The sequence below is a fragment of the Comamonas sp. B-9 genome (assembly GCF_000410635.1).
GTDB lineage: Bacteria > Pseudomonadota > Gammaproteobacteria > Burkholderiales > Burkholderiaceae_C > Comamonas.
In genome coordinates this window covers 3,106-25,282 of record NZ_KE148630.1, presented here as the reverse complement: position 1 = coordinate 25,282, position 22,177 = coordinate 3,106, and the positions used below count along the sequence as shown (strand labels likewise).

18 protein-coding genes and 1 pseudogene are annotated in these 22,177 nt (G+C 65.5%); 9 read left to right on the top strand and 10 right to left on the bottom strand.

The annotated features are described in order from the left end of the window. Window positions 1–770, bottom strand: a 770-nt coding sequence (locus H928_RS0117630; protein ID WP_148293214.1) for a LysR family transcriptional regulator, incomplete at its 3' end; no start/stop codon positions are given. Between the two features lie 197 nt (window positions 771–967). On the opposite strand from H928_RS0117630, the gene H928_RS0117620 reads away from it, so the two are divergent. Then, complete coding sequence (locus tag H928_RS0117620; protein ID WP_021027677.1) at window positions 968–1,768, top strand: IclR family transcriptional regulator; 801 nt, start codon at window positions 968–970, stop codon at window positions 1,766–1,768. 43 nt (window positions 1,769–1,811) lie between these two features. Here H928_RS0117620 and H928_RS0117615 read toward each other — a convergent pair whose 3' ends face one another. Next, window positions 1,812–2,636 (bottom strand): proteasome-type protease, encoded by an 825-nt coding sequence (locus tag H928_RS0117615; protein WP_021027676.1) that lies wholly within the window; start codon window positions 2,634–2,636, stop codon window positions 1,812–1,814. Continuing rightward, on the bottom strand, window positions 2,633–5,224 hold the full coding sequence (gene mutS / locus H928_RS0117610) for a DNA mismatch repair protein MutS (RefSeq protein WP_021027675.1): 2,592 nt from the start codon (window positions 5,222–5,224) through the stop codon (window positions 2,633–2,635). The genes H928_RS0117615 and mutS overlap by 4 nt, the downstream gene beginning before the upstream one ends. Window positions 5,225–5,763: 539 nt before the next feature. Here mutS and H928_RS0117605 point away from each other — a divergent pair. Beyond that, a complete protein-coding gene (locus H928_RS0117605) occupies window positions 5,764–6,156 on the top strand; it encodes an RcnB family protein (RefSeq protein ID WP_027011079.1) in 393 nt (130 codons plus the stop codon). A gap of 81 nt (window positions 6,157–6,237) precedes the next feature. Here H928_RS0117605 and H928_RS0117600 read toward each other — a convergent pair whose 3' ends face one another. Next, window positions 6,238–7,149 (bottom strand): inositol monophosphatase family protein, encoded by a 912-nt coding sequence (locus H928_RS0117600; RefSeq protein WP_021027673.1) that lies wholly within the window; start codon window positions 7,147–7,149, stop codon window positions 6,238–6,240. Between the two features lie 162 nt (window positions 7,150–7,311). On the opposite strand from H928_RS0117600, the gene H928_RS0117595 reads away from it, so the two are divergent. Both H928_RS0117595 and cysE read left to right on the top strand, forming a co-directional pair. After that, complete coding sequence (locus H928_RS0117595) at window positions 7,312–8,124, top strand: RNA methyltransferase (RefSeq protein WP_021027672.1); 813 nt, start codon at window positions 7,312–7,314, stop codon at window positions 8,122–8,124. A gap of 39 nt (window positions 8,125–8,163) precedes the next feature. Then, on the top strand, window positions 8,164–8,943 hold the full coding sequence (gene cysE / locus H928_RS0117590) for a serine O-acetyltransferase (protein WP_021027671.1): 780 nt from the start codon (window positions 8,164–8,166) through the stop codon (window positions 8,941–8,943). Between the two features lie 23 nt (window positions 8,944–8,966). Here the strand turns inward: cysE and H928_RS0117585 are convergent, their stop codons facing one another. Then, complete coding sequence (locus tag H928_RS0117585; RefSeq protein ID WP_021027670.1) at window positions 8,967–9,398, bottom strand: helix-turn-helix domain-containing protein; 432 nt, start codon at window positions 9,396–9,398, stop codon at window positions 8,967–8,969. A gap of 98 nt (window positions 9,399–9,496) precedes the next feature. Between H928_RS0117585 and H928_RS28580 the strand changes: the two genes are divergently transcribed. Beyond that, window positions 9,497–10,759: an MFS transporter gene (locus tag H928_RS28580; RefSeq protein WP_084635865.1), complete on the top strand. Its 1,263-nt coding sequence runs from the start codon at window positions 9,497–9,499 to the stop codon at window positions 10,757–10,759. Here the strand turns inward: H928_RS28580 and H928_RS0117575 are convergent. The 4 genes from H928_RS0117575 to gdhA form a co-directional block, all read right to left on the bottom strand. Further along, complete coding sequence (locus H928_RS0117575; RefSeq protein ID WP_021027668.1) at window positions 10,756–11,298, bottom strand: DUF2867 domain-containing protein; 543 nt, start codon at window positions 11,296–11,298, stop codon at window positions 10,756–10,758. The genes H928_RS28580 and H928_RS0117575 overlap by 4 nt on opposite strands. Before the next feature lie 15 nt (window positions 11,299–11,313). Then, on the bottom strand, window positions 11,314–12,384 hold the full coding sequence (gene miaA, locus H928_RS0117570; RefSeq protein WP_021027667.1) for a tRNA (adenosine(37)-N6)-dimethylallyltransferase MiaA: 1,071 nt from the start codon (window positions 12,382–12,384) through the stop codon (window positions 11,314–11,316). 113 nt (window positions 12,385–12,497) lie between these two features. Further along, window positions 12,498–14,369, bottom strand: coding sequence for a M48 family metallopeptidase (locus tag H928_RS0117565; protein ID WP_021027666.1), 1,872 nt, complete (start codon window positions 14,367–14,369; stop codon window positions 12,498–12,500). 131 nt (window positions 14,370–14,500) lie between these two features. Further along, window positions 14,501–15,847: an NADP-specific glutamate dehydrogenase gene (gene gdhA, locus H928_RS0117560; RefSeq protein ID WP_021027665.1), complete on the bottom strand. Its 1,347-nt coding sequence runs from the start codon at window positions 15,845–15,847 to the stop codon at window positions 14,501–14,503. A 384-nt stretch (window positions 15,848–16,231) separates the two neighbouring features. On the opposite strand from gdhA, the gene H928_RS30270 reads away from it, so the two are divergent. From H928_RS30270 to H928_RS0117540, 4 genes are all read left to right on the top strand, one after another. Then, window positions 16,232–16,849: a MarR family winged helix-turn-helix transcriptional regulator gene (locus H928_RS30270; protein WP_021027664.1), complete on the top strand. Its 618-nt coding sequence runs from the start codon at window positions 16,232–16,234 to the stop codon at window positions 16,847–16,849. Then, window positions 16,846–18,381, top strand: a complete 1,536-nt coding sequence (locus H928_RS0117550) for an efflux transporter outer membrane subunit (RefSeq protein ID WP_021027663.1) — start codon at window positions 16,846–16,848, stop codon at window positions 18,379–18,381. Before H928_RS30270 ends, H928_RS0117550 begins: the two co-directional genes overlap by 4 nt. An 82-nt stretch (window positions 18,382–18,463) precedes the next feature. After that, window positions 18,464–19,702: an HlyD family efflux transporter periplasmic adaptor subunit gene (locus H928_RS0117545; RefSeq protein ID WP_021027662.1), complete on the top strand. Its 1,239-nt coding sequence runs from the start codon at window positions 18,464–18,466 to the stop codon at window positions 19,700–19,702. A 52-nt stretch (window positions 19,703–19,754) separates the two neighbouring features. After that, complete coding sequence (locus H928_RS0117540) at window positions 19,755–21,323, top strand: DHA2 family efflux MFS transporter permease subunit (RefSeq protein WP_021027661.1); 1,569 nt, start codon at window positions 19,755–19,757, stop codon at window positions 21,321–21,323. Between the two features lie 80 nt (window positions 21,324–21,403). On the opposite strand, the pseudogene H928_RS28570 reads toward H928_RS0117540, so the two are convergent. Further along, window positions 21,404–22,177 (bottom strand): annotated as a pseudogene (locus H928_RS28570) (DNA mismatch repair endonuclease MutL); the annotation flags it as partial.

Below are 22,177 nucleotides of genomic sequence, written 5' to 3'. Positions count from 1 at the left end.
GTGCGCGGCACCAGTGCAGCGCCCAGGCCCATCGCGACCCAGTCGCACAGGGCTTCGAGGTGCGGCGCCAGTGCGCGGTAGCGCAGCGCCACGCCCGCCTGCAGCGCCTGCGCGGCCATCAGCTGGTGCAGCGCATGCTGGGGCAGCAGGCCCAAGAGCGCAATGTCCTTGAGGTGGTGCAGCTGCACATCCTGGGGCAGGGCGGCCAAAAGGCGCGTCGTGCCCAGCAGCACCAGCGGGTCATCGCGCCAGACCTGGGTGTGCAGGCTGCCTGCAGGTACGGCGTTGGAGAGCACGCCCATATCAGCTTCGCCTGCCACCAGCGCGCGGGCAATCGCATCGCTGGTGCATTCGCGCAGCTCCAGGCGCAGCTGCGGGTTGGCCTGCATAAAGGCGCCCAGCGGCGCAATCAGGTGCTCGCTGATCGCCGAGGTATTGGCCAGCAGCTCGATGCGCGTGCCCAGGCCCTGGCCAAAGGCCTGCATGTCGCCAGCGAGCTGCTCCATCTGCAGCAGCATGCGGCGCGCATGGGGCAGCAGCACGGCCCCCGCCTCGGTCGCTGTCACCCCGCGCTTGCTGCGGTGGAGCAAGGGCGCGCCCAGCACCGTCTCCATGCCGCGAATGCGTTCGCTGGCCGATGCCAAGGTGATATGGCAGCGTTCTGCCCCCTGGGTGATGGTACCGGACTCCAGCGTATGGACAAAAAGGCGCAGGTCTTGCAGGTCAAAGCGCATGGCGGGCGGGAAGTGGTGTCGTGGGGAATGCGCCATGGTAGCGGTCTGCCGCGATGCTGGCTATGGATTTTCCGTAGGGATGATTCGGAAGGCATCACCGTTGAAGGGATCGAACCGCATTCCTATGGAAAAGAAGAATACTTTGGCCTTGGTATGCATCGAATGGCAGGAGAGCGCGCAGTGCATGCAGCTGGCGACCGCTAACCCCGCTGCGCTGGGGTATGCTACGGCGCATGGCTACTTCGTCTTCTGAAAGCAGTGTTGCCGGCACGGCAGCGTTTTCCAAGTTCATGCGCGTGCTGCAGCTGGTGGCAGATGGCAGCGAGCCGCTGGGCATTGCCGAGATGGCCAAGGCAACGGGTTTTCCGCGCCCGACGGTGCACCGCATTGTGGCGGCGCTGCAGGCCGAGCGCATGCTGGTGGAAGTGGGGAGCACGCGCTGCTGGACCCTGGGCCCGCGCCTGGTACAACTGGCCAGCCGCAGCTGGAGCCGCTCGGGCCTGCGCATGGCAGCGACCCAGGCGTTGCGTGATCTGCGCGATGCCACGCAGGAGACCATCCATTTCGCCGTGCCCTCGGGCCACAGCATGGTCTATATCGAAAAGTTGGAGAGCGACAGCGCCGTGCAGATGTCATCGCGCATCGGCACCAGCGTGAACCTCTACTCCACCGCCGTGGGCAAGGCCTACCTGGCCGCGCTGCCGCCCGGCGATGCCAGTGCGCTGATGGCCGAGCTGAGCTATGCGCCGCTGACGGCGCAGACGGTGGGCGATGCGCAGGCGCTGCAGCAGCAGGTGGACGCGGTGCGCCAACGCGGCTGGTCCACCGATGCGCAAGAGAATGAAGAGGGCATTTACTGCTTTGGCGCAGCGGTGCTGGGGCCGGACGGCAGCCCCGTGGCCGCCATCAGCGTCAGCACCTTGCTGTTCCGCCAGCGCGAAGATGTGCAGGCCGCCTATATCCAGCCGCTGCTGCGCACCTGCCGCGCGATTGCCCAGCAGCTGGCGCAAAACCCCAATCTGGTGCATGGCTGATAGTTTGTGCGCAGGGCTGGCGCACTCCGCACCAACTACCGCTTTAGAGCATCACATTTGAATTGGTGATTTTTTTGACCGGCCGGATGGCGCTGTTGTCCGGCTGGATGGATGCGGCCGTGTCACCGCTGTCCCAGTGCGGGTCGTCGATGCTGTCAAAGGCCTGGCGCAGCTTGTCGCCCCAGGTGTTGCGCACCATGCGGAAGTACTCGTTGAACTCGTCGATGCAGGCGATGTTGTCGCAGGCGAGCTGGTCGGTTTCGTAGACCACCAGGTCCAGCGGCAGGCCCACCGACAGGTTGGATTTGAGCGTGCTGTCCATCGAGACCAGCGCGCATTTGGCCGCTTCATTGAGGGGGGTCTTGGGCGTCAGCACGCGGTCGAGCACAGGCTTTCCATACTTGGCCTCGCCAATCTGGAAGTAGGGTGTCTCGGCCGTGGCCTCGATAAAGTTGCCGGCCGAGTAGACCTGAAAGAGGCGCGGGCTCTCGCCAGCGATCTGGCCGCCAAACACCAGGCTGCAGTTGAAGTCCACGCCGGCGCGCTCGAGCGCCTTGCCATCGCGCTCCTGGATATGGCGCACGGCAGCTCCCAGCACGCGGGTGGCATCGAACATGCTCTTGGCGTTCCAGATGGTGATGGGCGGGCCGCCGTTCTCGTCTTCGAGCTGCTGGGTCTGCAAAATCTCGCGCACCGATTGCGAGATCGACAGATTGCCGGCAGACAGCAGCACCATGAAGCGCTCGCCGCGCTTCTCATACACCATCATCTTGCGGAAGGTGCTGATATGGTCGAGGCCCGCATTGGTGCGGGAGTCGGAGAGGAACACCAGGCCGGCGTTCAGCTTGATGGCTACACAATAGGTCATGACTTGTCAGCGAGTCGCTTGAGTGAATACAGTAGATCGAGGGCGTCGCGCGGTGTCAACGTATCGGGTTGCAGCTCGCGCAATTGCGCCTCGACGGCGCTGGGAGTGGGGGTCTCGGCCGAGGCCGGCTGGGCAAACAGGTCCACCTGGGAGTCGCCCGCCTGCTGGCGCGCTTCCAGCGCAGCCAGTGCATGGCGGGCATGGCTGAGCACGGGCGCGGGCATGCCGGCGAGCTTGGCCACCTGCACGCCATAGCTGCGGCTGGCCGGGCCCGGTTGCAGTTCATGCAAAAACACAATGTCGCTGCCCGCCTCGGTCGCGGCCACATGCATGTTGATCGCATGTTTGGCCTTGGCCGGCAGCTCGGTCAGCTCAAAGTAATGGGTGGCGAACAAGGCCAGGGCCTTGGTCTTGTCATGCAGCTGCGTGGCAATGCCGCTGGCCAGTGCCAGGCCGTCAAAGGTGCTGGTGCCCCGGCCGATCTCGTCCATCAGCACCAGGCTGTTGGGCGTGGCGCTGTGCAGGATCTGCGCGGCCTCGGTCATCTCCAGCATGAAGGTGGATTGGGCGTTGGCCAGGTCATCGGCCGCGCCGATGCGGGTGTGGATCGCGTCGATGGGCCCGAGCAGGCAGCGCGTGGCCGGCACATAGCTGCCCATGCTGGCCAGCAGCGCAATCAGTGCCACCTGGCGCATATAGGTCGATTTACCGCCCATATTGGGTCCGGTGATGATCTGCAGGCGCTGCAGGCTCGACAGCCGCGTGTTGTTAGCGATGAAGGACGCATTGGAGGTCTCGGCCAGGCGCGCTTCCACGACCGGGTGGCGGCCGGCATCGATGTCGATGCAGGGCTCGGGCACAAACTGCGGCGCGCACCAGTTCAGGGTCAATGAGCGCTCGGCGAGCGCGCACAGCGCATCGAGCGAGGCAATCGCCTGGCCCACGCGGGTGAGGGCGCTGACATGCGGCTGCAGCTGGTCGAGCACCTGCTCGTACAGCCATTTCTCGCGCTGCAGCGCGCGCTCCTGGGCCGACAGCGCCTTGTCCTCGAAGGTCTTGAGCTCGGGTGTGATAAAGCGCTCGGCATTCTTCAAGGTCTGGCGGCGGCGGTAGTCGTCGGGCACCTTGTCCTTGTGGCTGCTGGTGACCTCGATATAGAAGCCATGCACCTTGTTGAACTGCACGCGCAGGTTGCTGATGCCGGTGCGCGCTTTTTCGCGCGTCTCCAGGTCCAGCAAAAAGGCGTCGCAATTGGTCTGGATCGCGCGCAGCTCGTCCAGCTCGGTATCAAAACCGTTCGCAATCACGCCGCCATCGCGCACCAGCGCGGCCGGTTCGGGGTCGATCGCACGGATCAGCAGCTCCATCGCCTCCAGCGGCGGCTGCAGCGCTTCAAAAATCTCGCCCAGCAAAGGCGCAGGTGCGGCGGCATTGCGCGCCAGCTGCTGCGCTTTTTGCAAGGTCAAACCCAGTGCGACGAGCTCACGCGGGCGCACCTGGCGCAGGGCGATGCGGGCGGTGATGCGCTCCACATCGGAGACGCCCTTGAGCTCGGTGCGCAGAATCTGCCAGGGTGCGGCCGACAGCGTATCGCTGTCGCCGCGCAGCACGGCGATGGCGCCCAGGCGCGCGCGCGCATCGCTGCGATCGCGGCTGGGCTCGAGCAACCAGCTCTTGAGCAAGCGGCTGCCCATGCCCGTCTGGCAAGTATCGATCAGCGAGAACAAGGTCGGGCCGTCCTCGCCGCGCAAGGTCTTGACCAGCTCCAGATTGCGCCGCGTGGTCGCCGGCAGGTCGATCAGCGCATCGTCGCGCACCACATGGATGCTCTGCACATGGGGCAGGTTGCGGCCCTGGGTGTGCTCGGCATAGGTCAGCAGCGCGCCAGCGGCCGCATGGGCGGCATACAGGGTCTGCGCGTTCCAGGCCTGCAGGCTGGCCGCGCCCAGTTGCTCCAGCAGCTTGCGCTCGCCCAGCTTTTCATCAAACTGCCAGTCGGGGCGCAGTGCCAGCGGGCAGGTCAGCACGCCGCTGCTGCGCAGCTGGTAGAGCGATTGCTCAAAGCGCTGCGAGGCACCGGCGCTGTAGGCCACTTCGCTGGGTGCGATGCGCGCAATCCAGGCGGGCAGCTCTTCATGCGTGCACTCGGCCAGAAAAATCTTGCCCTGGGTGACGCTGAGCCAGGCCAGGCCACAGCGGGCGCGCTGGGCCTGGTGCACCACCAGCAGCATGGCCTCGGCCTTGTCGCTCATCAACTCGCTGTCGGTCACCGTGCCGGGGGTGACCACGCGCACCACCTTGCGCTCGACGGGGCCCTTGCTGGCCCCCACTTCGCCCACCTGCTCGCAAATCGCCACCGATTCGCCGAGCTTGAGCAAGCGCCCCAGGTAGTTCTCCAGCGCATGGAAGGGTACGCCCGCCATCGGAATCGGCTGGCCGGCCGACTGGCCGCGCTGGGTCAAGGTGATATTGAGCAGCTGCGCGGCCTTCTCGGCATCGCCATAGAACAGCTCGTAAAAATCCCCCATGCGGTAGAACAGCAAGGTGTTGGGGTGGTCAACTTTGGCAGCATGGTACTGCTGCATCATTGGGGTATGCGATGAAAAATCGGCTTTTGTCAGCGTTGGATTTTCCATTGGGTTTGAACTCATCTATTGGTATGGGTTGGTATGCATCCAACTTGGCATGGCATGGGTGATGGGGTTGGCGCCGGGCCCATAAAGGCGGGCACAACCGGCGGGGCACCAGGGGGCAGGGTGGCTGCGCCTGTGTGCGTCTGGCCGCTATGCGCATCATACAAGGCTGGCTGGGGGGCCATCGGCCTGGGTGGGGTGTGCATATTAACGCAATTGGCCCATCAAGTTGGCGGCCACTCGCATGCAGCGCAAGGAAATATCTGGCAGATCCGCCCTGCAAGGAGTTCTCGGCGCGGGTAGGCACCGCAGCGGCAAGCGCCGCTATCTTTGAAGAGATTTAACACCCCGATGCGAATGTAAAGCCCATCGCAGCGCCTTGAAAATCTCGGTAAAGCTGGCCGTTTCCTACCGCCTCGCCCTCAGGCTTGCGCCATCATGGGCTGCAAGCAAGGCGTTTCTGCCTTGTACTCTACAAGGATAGGAGGTCCTCAATGACAAACGCAACGACAACATGGATGAGCCGTATCGCCGCCGCTGCACTGGTGGCTACGATGGGGGCTGGCGCCGTCGGCGTGCAAGCGCAACCGCGCCCGCCGCAGGATGTGCAGCGCCATGACGACCGGGGCCATGCGCAGCCCGATCGCCGCCATGATTCGCACCGGCCCGATGTGCGCAACCACCGGGGCGCGGGGCCGGACCACCGCTGGGTCAAGGGCTCGCGCGTGCCGCCCCAGTACCGGGCGCATGGCTATGTGGTCAATGACTGGCGCGGCCACCGCCTGAGCTCGCCCCCGCGCGGCTACCACTGGATCCAGAATGGCGGTGACTACCTGCTGGTGGCCATTGCTTCTGGCGTGATCGCCCAGATCGTGTTTGGCAACTGATAGACCGTCGGTTTTCTGATCGGCCAAAGACAAAGCCCACAGGCATGGCCTGTGGGCTTTGTCGTAGTGGAGCGCGGAGATTTACTCGGCCTGCTCGGCGTCGGGCTCGGCCGGGGTGTCTGTAGCGGGCTCGGCGCCGTCGTCGTTCAGCGCCTGGCGCACGGCAGCCTTGTCGCCCGCGCTGGCAAACTTGCTGTACTTGGCCAGGATAGGCACCAGCTGGCCGTAGATGCGGGGCGTGCCGGCCAGCACTTCGCGCTGCTCCAGAAAGTCGGCTTCGCCGGTGAAGTTGCCGACCAGGCCACCGGCCTCGGTCACCAGCAGCGAGCCTGCTGCCACATCCCAGATGCTCAGGCCCGTTTCAAAGAAACCATCGCTGAAGCCGGCGGCCACATAGGCCAGGTCCAGTGCCGCTGCGCCGGGGCGGCGCACGCCGCTGGTGCGCTGCATCACATCGCCCAGCATGGCCATGTACTGCTTGAAGTTGTCGCCCGGACGGAAGGGGAAGCCGGTGGTGATCAGGGTGTCGCGCAGCTGGGTGCGCTTGGACACGCGGATGCGGCGCTCATTGAGGAAGGCGCCACGGCCACGGGTGGCGGTGAACAGGTCGTTGCGGGTGGGGTCGTACACCACCGCTTGCTCGACGCGGCCGTTCACGGCCAGCGCGATGCTGACGCAGTAGACGGGGAAGCCGTGGATGAAGTTGGTGGTGCCGTCCAGCGGATCGATGATCCAGATGTGGTTGGAGCGGGGGTTGCCGTATTCGTTGCCCGATTCTTCGGCGAGGATGCCGTGGTCCGGGTAGGCGGTCAGCAAGGTCTCGATGATCGCTTGCTCGGAGGCCTGGTCCACTTCGGTCACAAAGTCGTTCACCTGTTTGGTCGATACCCGCACCGATTCCACGTCAAGCGCGGCACGGTTGATGATGGCGCCAGCAGCGCGAGCGGCCTTGATGGCCATGTTGAGCATGGGGTGCAGGGAGGAGGACGACATAAATTGTGTGGGCGTAAGTGGGGCAGCAAAAACGCTGCGAAACGCTGGGGCAAGAGCGGCTTGTAGATCGCGGCCGGCGATGCGGCAGCGACAATAGGGGCTAGATTGTACCTGCGGTCGATTTTTTTCGCTGGTGCATGTCCATTTTTGCTCGACCTGTCTATGAAAACCCGTTTTGTTCTGATCGAAACCAGCCACGCCGGCAATGTGGGCGCCGCCGCCCGCGCCATCAAGACCATGGGTTTCGATGACCTGGTGCTGGTGCGCCCGCGCTGGAGCAATGTGCTGCGCAAGGAAGAAACCATCCAGCGCGCTAGCGGCGCACTGGATGTGCTGGCCAACTGCCGCATTGTCGCCACCGTGGAGGAAGCGCTCGATGGCATGAGCCACCTCTGCGCCACGGCAATGACCCCGCGTGACTTTGGCCCGCCCGCGCGCACGCCGCGCGAGCATTTTGCGCTGCTGCTGCAGGGCGCGCTGGCGGCCCAGCCGGGGCCGGTTCCGCTGGAGGAAGACAGCAGCCCCGCAGCCAGCGACGCCGCAGCCGCCAACCCCAGCGGCGAGAGCGGCGTGGCCTTTTTGTTTGGCTGCGAGCGCTATGGCATGGCCAATGAGGATGTGTACCGCTGCCATGTGGCGCTGTCGATTCCGACCAATCCGGATTTTGGCTCGCTGAACCTGGCCTCGGCCGTGCAGGTGGTGGCCTATGACTGGCGCCAGGCGCTGGGCGGCTATGGGGTGAGCGATGTGGCGGCGCGGGGCGAGCGGGCCGATGCGCAGCAGGTGGCGGGCATGCTGGCGCACTGGCAGCAGGCGCTGGCCGAGATCGGCTTTCTGGACCTGGATGCGCCCAAGAAGCTGATGCCCCGGCTCAACCAGATGTTCAACCGCGCGCAACTGACCCAGGAGGAAATCCATATCCTCAGAGGTGTTGCCAAGGCCATGCTGCGTACGGCCGAGGCCACAAAACGCTAGACTGGCGGGCCCTCGAATACTTATATAACCATTGTTTCCATGCTTGACCGCCTGCGTTCCGATATTCAGTGCATCCTCGACCGCGATCCTGCTGCCCGCAGCCGTTGGGAGGTTGTCACCTGTTATCCCGGTCTGCATGCGATCTGGATGCAGCGCCCTGCGCACTGGTGCTGGAACCATGGATTCAAATGGACCGGCCGTTTCATCTCACACATGGCCCGCTGGCTGACCGGCATCGAGATCCACCCCGGCGCGCAGATTGGCCGCAATGTCTTTATTGACCACGGCATGGGTGTCGTGATCGGTGAGACTGCCGTCGTCGGCGATGGCTGCACCATCTACCACGGCGTCACCCTGGGCGGCACCACGCTCTACAAGGGCGCCAAGCGCCATCCCACCTTGGGCAAGAACGTGGTGGTGGCTGCGGGTGCCAAGGTGCTGGGCGGTTTTGAAGTGGGTGATGGCGCCAAGATCGGCAGCAATGCCGTGGTCATCAAGCCCGTGCCTGCCGGCGCCACGGCCGTGGGCATTCCCGCCCGCATCATTGCCTCGCGCCAAGGCGCCAGTGCCGATGTGACCGAGGCCCAGCCCGAGCAGAAGTTCGCCGCCTACGGCGTGACGCAGGAAGACGACCCGCTGTCCAAGGCCATGCGCGGCATCATCGACAGTGCGGCCGGCCATGAGCAGCAAATCACCATGCTCTGGGCTGCGATCGAGAAGCTGTCGGTGCAAAGCAAGCTGGGCGATTGCGTGCCTTGCGATGCGCAGCGCGAAGCCGAGTTCGAAGCCCAGAAGCTGAGCGACCTGGTCGGCAAGTAAGCTGTCGCCGGTCGTTGGCCCGGTTAGCCCAGCTTGCGCACCATCGCGGCACTGGGCGCCAGCACCTGGCCATCGGCGGTCTGCGGCTGCATGCGCGCCACCGGCTGGCCGCTGGCTTTTTCCACCAGGCTTGAATGCGCCTCGCCCGGCGCAAACAGCTGGTCCTCGCCCCATTGGCGCAGCGCCACCACCACCGGGAACAGGCCCAGGCCCTTGGCCGTCAGCGCATATTCCTGGTAGGCACTGCCGTCCGATGCGGGCTGCGTCTGCAGCACGCCCGCATCCACCAGCTTGCGCAGCCGGTCGCTCAGGATATTGCGTGCCATGCCCAGGTTGCGCTGCAAATCGCCAAAGCGCTGCACGCCGTCAAAGGCATCCCGCACGATCAGCAGCGACCAGCGGTCGCCAATGGCATCCAAGGCGCGCGCAACGGGGCAGGGCTGGTGCTGGGTCATGCGGTGTTCTCCAAGTTTTTCCAATCGAGTTGCATTTTAAAACTGGAATGCCTAGAATTCATCTGGTTTTAAATTAAAACTAGATTGGTGATGACTCGATGACATCCTCTTCCTGTGTCGATATTCCGGGCCGGCAGGTCCAGCGTCCTGCTGTGCCATCAGGCTTGGTGGGGCTGTTTGCCGTGGCCGCTGGCGCCAGCGTGGCCAATGTCTACTACGCCCAGCCGCTGCTCGATGCGGTGGCGCTGGACCTGGGCATACCGCTGGCCGCCGTCGGCGGCGTGATCACCGCCACGCAACTGGGATCAGCGCTTGCCTTGCTGCTGCTGGTGCCCTTGGGCGACCGGGTCAACCGGCGGCCCTTGATGGCCTGGCAGGTGCTGGCCCTGGTGTTGGCGCTGCTGGCAGTAGCCTTGGCGCCGTCTGCGCCCTGGTTGATGGCGGCGATGCTGGCGGTGGGCTTGCTCGGCACGGCGATGACCCAGGGCTTGATCGCCTACGCCGCCAGCGCGGCACCACCCGATGCCCAGGGCCGGGTCGTGGGGGGCGCGCAGAGCGGGGTCTTTATCGGCCTGCTGCTGGCGCGGGTGTTGGCGGGGGCTGTGGGCGATGCCTGGGGCTGGCGCAGCGTCTATATGGCCTCGGCAGCACTGATGCTGGCGATGGCCTTGCCGCTGTGGTGGTGGCTGCCGGTGCTGGCGCATCGGCCATCCAGCCTAGGCTATCGCCAGCTGGTGGCATCGATGGGCCGCCTGCTGCGGCGCGACCGGGTCCTGCAGGTGCGCGGAGTGCTGGCGCTATTGATGTTTGCCGCGTTCAGCATCTTCTGGAGCAGCCTGGTGCTGCCGCTGCGCACCGCGCCTTTTGGTTTTTCGCACAGCGCCATCGGTCTGTTTGGCCTGGTGGGCGCTGCTGGGGCCTTGGCAGCCACCGTGGCGGGGCGTTGGGTGGACAGGGGCCAGGCACAGCGCGCATCGCTGTGGGCCTTGCTGGCGCTGCTGCTGGCCTGGTTGCCTTTGGCCGGTTTGGGCGGGCTGCCCGATCCGCGCTGGGCGATAGCGGCCCTGGTACTGGGCATTGTGCTGCTGGACCTGGGTGGCCAGGCCTTGCATGTCAGCAACCAGGGCCTGATCTTTGCGCGCAGCAGCGATGCGCATAGCAGGGTGGTGGCCGTCTACATGCTGTTCTATGCAGTAGGCAGCGGCCTGGGCGCCATCAGCGCCACCAGCGTCTATGCCTATGCGGGTTGGCTGGGTGTGTGCGCACTGGGTGCGGTGGTCAGTGGCGCCGCGCTGCTGTTCTGGTGGGCCACGCACGACTGGATGCGTGCGGATCCTGCGCGCTCCGCTGCGAACGCTTAGGCTGCGGCAGGTTGTGCCTGGCCCAAGGCGGCCAGCACCGCAGGTGCAATGCGCCGGTGCATGGGCGCCACCGGCAGCATGTACAGATGGCCGAGCAGGTTGCGGACATGCACCACCGTCGTGATGGTGATGGCGACCTGGTCCTGGCGGCCGGCGACAGGCGCGCGGTGGACGCTGAGCACCACGTTCAAATGCTTGTCGCTGTCGCCGATCAGCGCCTCCGCTGCGCTGTTCTCCAGCACCGTAAAAACGCCCACGCGCTCGCCCGGCTGGTAGGCGCTGGCAGGCCGCTGCGGGTCGATCTGGGAGAGGGTGCCCAGGTTCTTGAGCCCAACCAGTTGGCCCACCCGGTTGCGGGCCTGCATGCACCACTCAATCCAGCGCGGCGTGCGCGCGACGGCGGCCAGAAAATAGGCCAGCGCCGGCTCGCCGGTCTGCGTGGTGTGGATGCACCAGGCATCCTGAAAATGCGCGCCGGCCAGGCGCTCGGCGATGCGGCTGCCCGCAGGCGGCCGGGTCTCTTGCGGTTGGGTGGGCATGGTGGGGACCAGCGTTTAGGTGCCAGCAGCAGCGAGCCGGGCGCTGGCAGCGCGCAGCCATTGGTCCAGCGCACCCGGCGCATCGCAGGCAATCGCCTGGCGGGCGGGCATGCTGCGCAGCCAGGTGATCTGGCGCTTGGCCAGCTGGCGCGTGGCGGCAATGCCTTGCTCGCGCATCTCGGCCCACAATGCGGGCGGCACGTCGCTTTCGGTCTGCACGGCAATGCCTTGCTGGGCGCAGCGGTCGAGCATCTCCCACATCTGGCGGTAGCCCACGCAGCGCATCGATGGCAGGTTCAGCTGCAAATCGCCGCGCGCGCGCAGCTGCTGCACTTCGGCCAAGAATCCCTGGGCCAGCATCTGGTCGTAGCGCAGCGCAATGCGCGCATGCAGCCAGGCGCGGTCGCTGGGCTCCAGGCTGAAAAGCTGAAAACTGGGCGCCAGCTGCAGCAGTGGCGACGGCCGCTTTTGCTGCGCATGGAAGTGCGACAGCGGCTGGCCGCTGATGCGCCAGACCTCCAGTGCGCGCTGCACCCGCTGGCTGTCGCCCGGCGCCAGACGCTGCGCGGTCACCGGGTCAACCTGGGCCAGCAGCCCATGCATATGGGGCCAGCCATGGAGGGCGGCCTCGGCATCGAGCTCGGCGCGCACCGCCGGGTCGGCCGCAGGCATATCGTCCATGCCATCCATTAGCGCCTTGAAGTACAGCATGGTGCCGCCCACCAGCAAGCTGATGCCGCCCCGCGCATGGATTTGCGCGACCAGCGCCAGCGCATCGCGCACAAACTCGGCCGCGCTGTAGGCGTCCAGCGGGTCGCGGATATCGAGCAGGTGGTGGACAATACCGGCCTGCTCCTGCACGCTGGGTTTGGCCGAGCCAATGTCCATGCCCCGGTAGATGAGGGCCGAGTCCACACTGATGATCTCGACGGGCCGCGCCGCGCCCAGTTGCTGCGCCAGCGCAATGGCAGCGCCGGTCTTGCCGGAGGCGGTGGGGCCTGCCAGGCCCAGGCAGAGGGGAGAGCTTGCGGCGGATGGCACGGTGAAGAAGCGGTGAGCTGGCCACGCAGGGCCCCATGCAGGCATGGGGGCTGGCGCAGACAGCTATCAATACAGGAGTGATGACTGCCCGCCAGTGTAGGGCCAAAGCGATGCCAACAGGCTTGGCGGGAGTTTTCGATACAGGCCTGAAGCAAGTTTTACAGGGTGGCGAGGTAAATGGGCTGGCGCGCGTGACGCCGTGCCTCTTCTTCACTGGCCGGCTCGTCCGGGCCCACGCAGACCACCAGCAGCATGCCGGGCAGGTCGATATCGGCATACAGCGCGCGGCGCAGCTCGCTGCGTTGTTCTTCATTCAGCCGAGGTGCTTGCACCAGCAGCAGATGGATGCGCAGCTCGGGCATGCGCGAGTCTGGCTTGCTGAGCAGCCAGGCCTGGCTGATGGGCTTGAACAACGCCAGCTCGCCGCGCAGATCGGCCAGCTCGAACGCGCTCAGGTCGTTCACGCGCGTGCCCTGGAACACAGGGGCTTGCTGCAAGCTGTCGAAAAAGCTTTGCTGCTGCAGCTCGGCCTCGCGGGCGCGGTCACGCCAGAGGCGCATGGCGCCAGCGTCGTAGCTGCTTTGCTTGGCCTGGGCTTCCAGCAAGCCCACCATTGCCCGCGTGGCATAGGGACGGTAGCTGGGGGCGGTCTGCCACAGCGCCTCCAGGCATTTGTGCTGCAAGGCAGTATCGCTGGTGGGCAGGCAGGCGGCCAGTCCGGCCAGCGCGCCGGGGTGCTGCGCATCACGGGCCAGCACCTGCTCGTAGAGCTGGCGCACGGGGGCCTGGCGGTCCAGCATGCGCTCAATGCGCGCGCGCTCGATCAGCTCTGCATTGCTGGAGTGGGCCGCATTGGCACGCAGCTGCTGGGCGTGCAGCTGCCAGCGCGCCATGCGTGCATGGTGCTGCTTCCAGGTGCTGGCATTGTCCTTGCACCAGCGGGCGTCGAATTGCTGCATCCATTCCGCAGCCTTGGGGCCCAGCAGGCTGACGGCGCCTTTGGTGGACCAGCTGGGCAGGCCAGGGCGCTCGCCACTGATGGCCTCCACCCGGTCGCGCAAGGCCGGGTGGGTGTCGTCCACATCGCTGATCCGCGCGAGCGCCTGGCGCAGGGCCTGTTGCGCGAATGCCGGCTCGGGCTTGAGGCGCAGCATGGCCTGCATGGCACTGAACGGCCCCTGGGGCAGCGGGTGCTGGGCTGCGCTGCGCCAGTGCTGGCCCCAGAAGGCATCGCTCAGCCAGGCGGCCTTGATCTCCAGCTCGGTCAATGTGGCAGCGGCAACGTCGGCCCCCAGCAGCTTCGCAGCGATGCGGTCGGCCTCGTACTCGTCCTGCCGGGCCATCGCAAAGGTCTTGGCCGCAAAGCGCGGAAAGTACCAGTTCAGGAACGAGCGGGTGGCTGCGGCCATCGGGCTGTCATCCTCGCGCATGCTGTAGTAGAGCTTGAGCCAGGCGCGGCGCGAGCGGTACACCCAGGCGCTGAGGCGGTTGTGGTTCTCGCGCAGATGGCCGTATTCATGGGCCAGCACGGCCATCACCCTGGCCTTGTCGAGCGCCATCAGCAGCGGCAGGCCAATCATCAGGTAGTTGACCGAGCCGCCCAGCATGCCAAAGCGGGGCCGCTGCCAGATGGCGGCGTTGAAATCATCTTGCAGGTAGACGGTATCGATGGCCGGACCCTTGACCTTGCGGCGGATGCGATCGAGCGCCTTGAACAGCTCCGGAGCGTCGGCCTCGGTGATCGCAATGCCCTCGGGCTCGTCGGCCGGGCCCGTCCACAGCGCCTTGAAGCTGGTCCACAGCAGGCCCAGCGCAAACACCAGCGCCAGCACATAGCCGCCGCGAAACTGGCCGCGCACAGCCTGGGTCACGACAAATGCGAGGATGGCCAGACTCAGGACCAGGCAGCCCACCACCCAGAAGTAGCCCAGCAGCGCAAACTGGATGACGCTGCGCCGGTAGGCCGCGCTGTCATTGGCACTTTCGATCTCGCTCTCGCGCACCAGATGGATAAAGTCCGCTTGCTCCATGGCCCGCCCCTCATACCTTGTCGTTGTGGTTGTCGTTGTGATGTTCTGGCGCGCAGCAAAAAGCCCCCAGCGCGCTGAACGCTGGGGGCATTGTGCAGTGGGTGCTGACCGGGCGCTATGCCCGGGCGTTTTTACAACACGCCTTGGGCCAGCATGGCGTCGGCCACCTTCACAAAGCCGGCGATGTTGGCGCCGTCGATGTAGCTCATCGAGCCGTCTTCCCGCTGGCCGTACTTGACGCAGGCTGCGTGGATGCCTTCCATGATTTCAAAGAGGCGCTGGTCGACTTCGGCAGCGGGCCAGCTCAGGCGCAGCGCGTTCTGGCTCATCTCCAGGCCGGAGGTGGCGACGCCGCCGGCGTTCGATGCCTTGCCCGGCGCGTAGAGCACGCCGGCCTTTTCAAAGGCCTTGGCCGCTTCGATGGTGCAAGGCATGTTGGCGCCTTCGGCCACGCAGAGCACGCCGTTCTTGATCAGGGTCTGGGCATCGGCCAGTTCCAGCTCATTCTGGGTGGCGCAGGGCAGGGCCACGTCGGCCTTGATGAACCAGGGGGTCTGGCCTTCGTAGTACTCCACGCCCGGCACTTGCTTGGCGTAGTCGCTCACGCGGCCGTACTGCTTGTTCTTGATGTCCATCAGCTTGACCAGCTTGTCGCCGTCAAAACCGGCCGCGTCGTAGATGGTGCCCGAGGAATCGGAGGCCGACACCACCTTGGCGCCCAGCGCCATGGCCTTGTCGATGGCGAACTGCGCCACATTGCCCGAGCCCGAGACCGAGACCGTCAGGCCTTCGAAGCTCTTGCCACGGGTCTTGAGCATTTCCTGCGCAAAGTAGACGGTGCCAAAGCCGGTGGCTTCGGGGCGGATCAGCGAGCCGCCAAAGGCCAGGCCCTTGCCGGTGAACACACAGTCGGCGCGGTTGGCCAGCTTCTTGTACATGCCGGCCATGAAGGCCACTTCCCGGCCGCCCACGCCGATATCGCCGGCGGGCACGTCGGTATCCGAGCCCACATGGCGGAACAGTTCGCTGATGAAGGCCTGGCAAAAGCGCATCACTTCGGCATCGCTCTTGCCCTTGGGGTCGAAGTCCGAGCCGCCCTTGCCGCCGCCCATGGGCAGCGTGGTCAGCGCGTTCTTGAAGGTCTGCTCAAACGCCAGGAACTTGAGCACCGACAGGTTGACCGAGGGGTGGAAGCGCAGGCCGCCCTTGTAAGGGCCGATGGCCATGCTGTGCTGGATGCGGTAGCCACGGTTGACCTGCACCACCCCCTTGTCGTCCACCCAGCTGACGCGAAAGCTCACCACGCGCTCGGGCTCCACCAGGCGTTCGAGCAGGCTGTGTTGGGCGTAGCGGGGGTTTTTCTCGATGAAGGGCCACAGGCTTTCCATGACTTCGGTCACGGCCTGCAAGAACTCGGGCTGGCCGGGGTTGCGCTGTTCGACGTAAGCGAGAAACTGGGCCAGGGATTGGTGTTGCATGGACAAACTTTCAAGGTCTAAAGCCGGCTTGCACTGATTTTGTGCGAGGGCCGAGGTGTGCACAGCGATGGTGCGCCATCGCGCCGAAAACCGACATTATGCCGAATGTGCATGCGTTAATGCATAAAACCCACATGCGATGACCCTGATAAGTCCGTGGATTGCACTGCTTTGGTGCTTTTCTGAGGGCGCGAGCGGCTTTGCGGGCCGGCTGCCATGCCCTGAAATGGGGCTGTGCGGGGGTGATGGCTGGTTGTCACCCCGGCTACTGCAGTGCCAAAAATCTGTGTGCCGATTGTGGTCTTTGCCTTTTCAACAATTGCCTAGGCAATGAATGATTGGATAATCATTGCCTTGTAAACCATTTCAGAAAGGGCCTGCGGCATGACCGATTCGCACCAGGAAAATCCCGCGTCTGCTGGCGAGGAGCAAGAAGCGCTGGCGGGCGGCTTTCCCGAGATTGAAGCCATCCGGCCGGTGGATTTCCCCTGCTGGTTGATGCGCATCATCTCCACCGTGGTGCGTGCGGAGGTGGACCGCCGCATGGAGCCGCTGGGCCTGACGCAGGCGCAGTGGATTCCGGTGCTGCATCTGGCCAGCGGCAAGGCCCATACCTCGGCCGACCTGGCACGCCGCACCCTGCAGACCCCGGGCGCGATGACGCGCCTGGTCGACCGCCTGGTGGACAAGGGCATCATCGAGCGCGAACGCTCCACCGACGACCGCCGCGTGGTCAGCCTGCGGTTGACCGACGAGGGCCTGGCCGCTGCGATGCAGGTGCCCGACATCGTCAAGGGCGTCAACAGCGCCGCGCTCAGCCCCTTGTCCCCCGATGAATTGACCCAGTTCCACGGTTACCTGCGCCGCATCTATGAGGCCATGCCCAACACCTTGTCGGTGGACATGTGCCTGCCCCCCGATGGCTGCGCCAGTGACGCCACCGATAACTCCGATAACTCCGACAACACAGCACACCAGCCCGGCAAGGAGAGGGCACTATGACCAGCAGTTTTTCATTTGTGGGCGCCGACCGTCGGCTGGCCCTGTCAGCCATTGCGCTGGCGGCCACCACGTTCATCGCCGGATGCGCCGATATGCGCGGCATCGATACCCATGCCCAGCTGCGCTCGCCGCAGTCCCTGGGCTTGCTCACTGAGCCTTCCGCGGCGGACCAGGCCGCGACCGTGGCCCCGGTCGATGCGCAGTGGTGGAAGGGCCTGGGCGATGCGCAGCTCAACGCGCTGATCGACACCGCGCTGGCAGACAGCCCCAACCTGCAATCGGCGCAGGCGCGCATTCGCAAGGCCTGGTCGCTGGCGCAGGTCAGTGAATCGGCCCTGGGCCCGCAGCTCAATGGCCAGGCCAGCGCCACGCGCAACCATGCGCCGGCCAACGGCATGATTCCGCCGCCCCTGGCCGGCAACAACTACAGCACGGCCGAGGCGCGCATCAATGGCAGCTGGTCGCTGGACCTGTTTGGCAAGCACCGCGCAGCGCTCGATGCCGCTGTGGGCTCGGCCCGCGCGGCCCAGGCCGACATGGACGCCGCCCGCGTGCTGCTGACCAGCAATATGGTGCTGGCCTATGTGCAGCTGTCCCGCCTGCAGGCGCAGGAAGAGGTGGCCGTGCGCGCCATTGACCAGCGCGCCCACACCTTGCAGCTGGTGCGCGACCGCTATGACGCGGGCCTGGACACCACCTTGGAAGTGCGCCAAAGCGAGAGCGGCGTGCCCCAGGCCAAGGTGCAGCTGCTGCAAGTGCGTGAGCAAAAGCAGCTGGCACAAAACGCGCTGGCCGCGTTGATGGGCCAGCCCGCACGCGCCCAGGAACTGGTGGCTTCGCCGATCGCCCAACTGAGCCTGCCGCGCTTTCCGTCGCAGCTGTCGTCCAACCTGCTGGGGCGCCGGGCCGATATTGTGGCCGCGCGCTGGCGCGTGGAAGCGGCCGAGCAAGGCATTCGCCAGGCCAAGGCCGAGTTCTATCCCGATATCGATCTGACGGCCTTCCTGGGCCTGTCGAGCATCGGCTTCAACAACTTTGCCAAGGGCAGCGCGCGCGAATGGGGCGTGGGCCCAGCGCTCAGCCTGCCGATCTTTGACTCGGGCCGGCTGCGTGCCAATCTGAGCGGCAAATCGGCCGACTATGAACTGGCCGTGCAGGCCTACAACCAGGCGGTGATCACGGCGGTGCACGATGTGGCCGACCAGGTCGCCAGTGCCCGCTCGGCCCATGCCCAGCTGCCCGAGCAGCGCCGCGCCGCCGATGCCGCGCAAAGCGCGCTCGATATTGCCAACCAGCGCTATGCCGCTGGCCTGGGCACCTATTTGAATGTGCTGTCGGCCGAGACCAATGTGCTGACCCAGCGCCAGCAGATGGTGGATGTCGAGGCCCGCATTCTGTCGAGCAATGCCGCCTTGGCACAGGCTCTGGGTGGTGGCTACCAGGAGCAGATCCACAGCAGTGACAGCAACGCCAACCCGGACAGCACCACGCCCACCCAGACCAACGCCCCGATGGACAGCGCCAAGAGCTGACCTGCCCACCTCGCGCGTGCAACACACATAAGCAAGACTTTGAAGGCCCAGCCTCTCGTCACATAACTCGCTACGCAATACCATGTCGAACAACAACACCTCCGCTTCTCCCTCCGCCGCGCCCGCTGCCCCTGAGGCACCGGCAGCCCAGCCGCGCAAAAAATGGCTGCTGCGCCTGACCGGCCTCGTCATCGTGCTGGGCGCCGCCTATGGCATCTATGAGTGGATGGTCAACAGCCATTTCGAAGAAACCGACAACGCCTATGTGCAGGGCAACCTGGTGCAGATCGCGCCGCAGACCGCCGGCACCGTGCAGTCCATCCTGGCCGATGACACCGACTATGTGAAGGAAGGCCAGGCCCTGGTGCGCCTGGATCCGGCCGATGCCAAGGTGGCTTTCGAGCAGGCCAAGGCCAACCTGGCCCAGGCGGTGCGCCAGGTGCGCACCCTGTATGTGAACAATGGCTCCTACACCGCGCAGATCGCGCAGCGCCAGGCCGAAGTGGCCAAGGCCAAGAACGACCTGGTGCGCGCGCAAAGCGACCTCAAACGCCGCCAGGCACTGACGGGCAATGGCGCGGTATCCAAGGAAGAGCTGAGCCATGCGCAAAGCCAGGTCGATGCCGCCCAGGCCGCTGTCAATGCGTCGCAGGCCGCCGTCAACACGGCGCGCGAGCAACTGGCCAGCAACCAGTCGCTGACCGAAGGCATCAGCGTGAACGACCACCCCAATGTGCTGACCGCTGCGGCCAAGGTGCGTGAGGCCTATCTGGCGATGCAGCGCAACGAGCTGGTCTCGCCCGTCTCGGGCGTGGTGGGCAAGCGCTCGGTGCAGGTGGGCCAGCGCGTGGCCCCCGGCACGCCGCTGATGACCGTGGTGCCGATGAACCAGCTCTGGGTCGAGGCCAACTTCAAGGAAAACCAGCTGCGCAACCTGCGCCTGGGCCAGCCCGTCAAGATGACGGCTGACCTTTACGGCAAGAAGGTCGAGTACAGCGGCACGGTTGAAGGCCTGGGCGTGGGCACGGGCGCTGCCTTCTCGCTGCTGCCCGCGCAAAACGCGACGGGCAACTGGATCAAGGTGGTGCAGCGCGTGCCGGTGCGCATTGCGCTCGATCCCAAGCAGGTGCAGGAGCACCCGCTGCGCGTGGGCCTGTCGATGCTGGTCGATGTGGACATCCAGAACCAGGACGGCAAGCTGCTGGCCGACGTGCCACGCAAGGAGCCGCTGGTGCAGACCAATGTCTATGACGTGCAGGACGAAGGCGCCGATGCGGTGATTGCGCAAGTGATCGCCAGCAATGCCGGCAAGAAGCTGTAAGCGCCCCTTCTTTTGACCAGGGCTGCCCGCTGGGCGGCCCCAAGGATGCGTTATGGCAACTTCCAATCCCTCGCTACCCCACCCGCCGCTCGAAGGCTCGGCGCGCCTCATCGGCACCCTGGCGCTCTCGGCTGCGGTGTTCATGAATGTGCTGGACACCTCGATCGCGAACGTGTCGCTGCCGGCCATTGCCGGTGACCTGGGCGTCAGCGCCAACCAGGGCACCTGGGTGATCACCAGCTTTGCCGTGGCCAATGCGATCTCGGTGCCGCTGACCGGCTGGCTGTCGATGCGCTTTGGCCAGGTGCGCTTGTTCATGCTCAGCGTGACCTTGTTCGTGATCTCGTCCTGGCTTTGCGGCCTGGCCCCGAACATGACGACCCTGATCGCGTTCCGTATCTTGCAGGGCTTTGTCGCCGGGCCGATGATTCCGCTGTCGCAGTCGCTGCTTCTGGCCAGTTACCCGCGCGCGATGGCGGGCACGGCGATGGCCTTCTGGTCGATGACGACCCTGATCGCGCCGGTGATGGGGCCGCTGCTGGGCGGCTGGATCACCGACAACATGTCCTGGCCCTGGATCTTCTACATCAATGTGCCGGTCGGCATGCTGTCCGTGGGGGCTACCTGGGCGATCTTCCGCAACCGGGATTCGGTCCGCAAGGCCTTGCCGATCGATGCGATTGGCCTGGGGCTGCTGGTGGTCTGGGTCTCGGCGATGCAGATCATGCTGGATATCGGCAAGGAGCACGACTGGTTCCAGTCGCCGATGGTGGTCGCCTGTGCGGTGATTGCGGTCGTTGGCCTCTTGTACTTCCTGATCTGGGAGCTGGGCGACAAGCACCCGGTGGTGGACCTGCGCCTGTTCAAGAACCGCAATTTCTGGGCGGGCACCCTGGCCATCTCGGTGGGCTATGGCCTGTTCTTTGGCAATGTGGTGCTGCTGCCTTTGTGGTTGCAGCAGTTCATGGGCTACACGGCCACCGATGCGGGCCTGGTGTTGGCGCCGGTGGGCTTGCTGGCGCTGGTGCTCTCGCCGGTGGTGGGCAAGACCATCCACAAGGTCGATCCCCGGCGCTATGCGACGGCCTCGTTCATCGTGTTCGGTCTGGTGATGTGGATGCGTTCGCGCTTCAACACCCAGGTGGACCTGACGACCATCATGATCCCGACCATCGTGCAGGGCGCGGCCATGGCAGGCTTTTTCATCCCGCTGATGACCATCACCTTGAGCGATATCCCGCCCGAGAAAATGCCCAGCGCATCGGGCCTGTCGAACTTTGTGCGGATCACTGCCGGTGCCGTCGGTACCTCGGTCGCCACTACCCTTTGGGAGCGCCGCGCCACCTTGCACCATGCGCAACTGGTCGAGCACATCAGCCTGGGCGATGGCCCCACCGCGCAAGTGGTGCAAGGCCTGCAGGCCAGCGGGCTCACGCTGCAGCAGGCGCTCGCCCGGGTCGACCAGCTGGTCAACCAGCAGGCCTTTATGCTGGCGGCCAATGATATTTTCTGGGCCTCGTCGATGCTGTTCCTGCTGCTGATCCCGCTGGTCTGGCTGGCCAAGGGCCCCAAGAAGGGCCAGGGCGGCGGCGGATCGGAGGCGGCATCGGCAGCGCACTGATCTAACACTGCATACCGCTGCATACATGGAAAAAGGAAGCCTCGGCTTCCTTTTTTTCGGTCTGGGCGCTGGGGCGCGGTTTAGCGGCCGCGCAAGAACAGTGCGTCCAGCTCCTTCATGCTCAGCTGGCGCCAGGTGGGCCGGCCATGGTTGCACTGGTCCGAGCGCTCGGTGTGCTCCATATCGCGCAGCAGCGCGTTCATCTCGTCGATGGTGAGTTGCCGGTTGGCGCGCACGGCGCCGTGGCAGGCCATCGTCCCCAGGATCTCGTTGCGGGCGCGCTGCACGACGGTGCTGGCATCGTGCTGCGCCAGCTCGGCCAGCACGCTGCGCGCCAGCTCCACGGGGTTGCCCTGGGCCAAGGTGGTGGGCGTGGCGCGCACGGCCAGGGTCTTGGGCGAGAAGGGCACGACCTCCAGCCCCAGCTGGGCCAGGGTCTCGCTGTGGTCTTCGGCAGTGGCCACTTCTTCGGGTGTGGCCGAGAAGGTCGCAGGAATCAGCAGTGGCTGGCTGGCAATGGCGCTGCTGGCATCGCCGTCATCGAGCTGGCTTTTGAGGCGCTCGTAGACGATGCGCTCATGGGCGGCATGCATATCGACAATGACCAGGCCCTGGGCGTTTTCCGCGAGGATATAGACCCCATGGATCTGCGCCACGGCCCGGCCCAGCGGCCAGGGGTTGTCGGCAGATTCCGGGGGCAGGGTGGGCACCAGCGGCGCGCCGGCGGCCATCGCACCGGCAGCGGGTTGCGGGTTCCAGCGCGGGCTCGCTTCCTGCACCTGCCAGGGCGTGGCATCGATGCTGGTCGCTGAGCTGGTAGATGTGCTTGTGGACGTGCCGGCAAATGCGTTATC

Bases quoted from the DNA above. Each gene is read 5' to 3' on its own strand.
- H928_RS0117620 (WP_021027677.1), top strand. From the start codon at position 968: ATGGCTACTTCGTCTTCTGAAAGCAGTGTTGCCGGCACGGCAGCGTTT.
- H928_RS0117615 (WP_021027676.1), bottom strand. From the start codon at position 2,636: ATGACCTATTGTGTAGCCATCAAGCTGAACGCCGGCCTGGTGTTCCTC.
- mutS (WP_021027675.1), bottom strand. From the start codon at position 5,224: ATGATGCAGCAGTACCATGCTGCCAAAGTTGACCACCCCAACACCTTG.
- H928_RS0117605 (WP_027011079.1), top strand. From the start codon at position 5,764: ATGACAAACGCAACGACAACATGGATGAGCCGTATCGCCGCCGCTGCA.
- H928_RS0117600 (WP_021027673.1), bottom strand. From the start codon at position 7,149: ATGTCGTCCTCCTCCCTGCACCCCATGCTCAACATGGCCATCAAGGCC.
- H928_RS0117595 (WP_021027672.1), top strand. From the start codon at position 7,312: ATGAAAACCCGTTTTGTTCTGATCGAAACCAGCCACGCCGGCAATGTG.
- cysE (WP_021027671.1), top strand. From the start codon at position 8,164: ATGCTTGACCGCCTGCGTTCCGATATTCAGTGCATCCTCGACCGCGAT.
- H928_RS0117585 (WP_021027670.1), bottom strand. From the start codon at position 9,398: ATGACCCAGCACCAGCCCTGCCCCGTTGCGCGCGCCTTGGATGCCATT.
- H928_RS28580 (WP_084635865.1), top strand. From the start codon at position 9,497: ATGACATCCTCTTCCTGTGTCGATATTCCGGGCCGGCAGGTCCAGCGT.
- H928_RS0117575 (WP_021027668.1), bottom strand. From the start codon at position 11,298: ATGCCCACCCAACCGCAAGAGACCCGGCCGCCTGCGGGCAGCCGCATC.
- miaA (WP_021027667.1), bottom strand. From the start codon at position 12,384: ATGCCTGCATGGGGCCCTGCGTGGCCAGCTCACCGCTTCTTCACCGTG.
- H928_RS0117565 (WP_021027666.1), bottom strand. From the start codon at position 14,369: ATGGAGCAAGCGGACTTTATCCATCTGGTGCGCGAGAGCGAGATCGAA.
- gdhA (WP_021027665.1), bottom strand. From the start codon at position 15,847: ATGCAACACCAATCCCTGGCCCAGTTTCTCGCTTACGTCGAACAGCGC.
- H928_RS30270 (WP_021027664.1), top strand. From the start codon at position 16,232: ATGACCGATTCGCACCAGGAAAATCCCGCGTCTGCTGGCGAGGAGCAA.
- H928_RS0117550 (WP_021027663.1), top strand. From the start codon at position 16,846: ATGACCAGCAGTTTTTCATTTGTGGGCGCCGACCGTCGGCTGGCCCTG.
- H928_RS0117545 (WP_021027662.1), top strand. From the start codon at position 18,464: ATGTCGAACAACAACACCTCCGCTTCTCCCTCCGCCGCGCCCGCTGCC.
- H928_RS0117540 (WP_021027661.1), top strand. From the start codon at position 19,755: ATGGCAACTTCCAATCCCTCGCTACCCCACCCGCCGCTCGAAGGCTCG.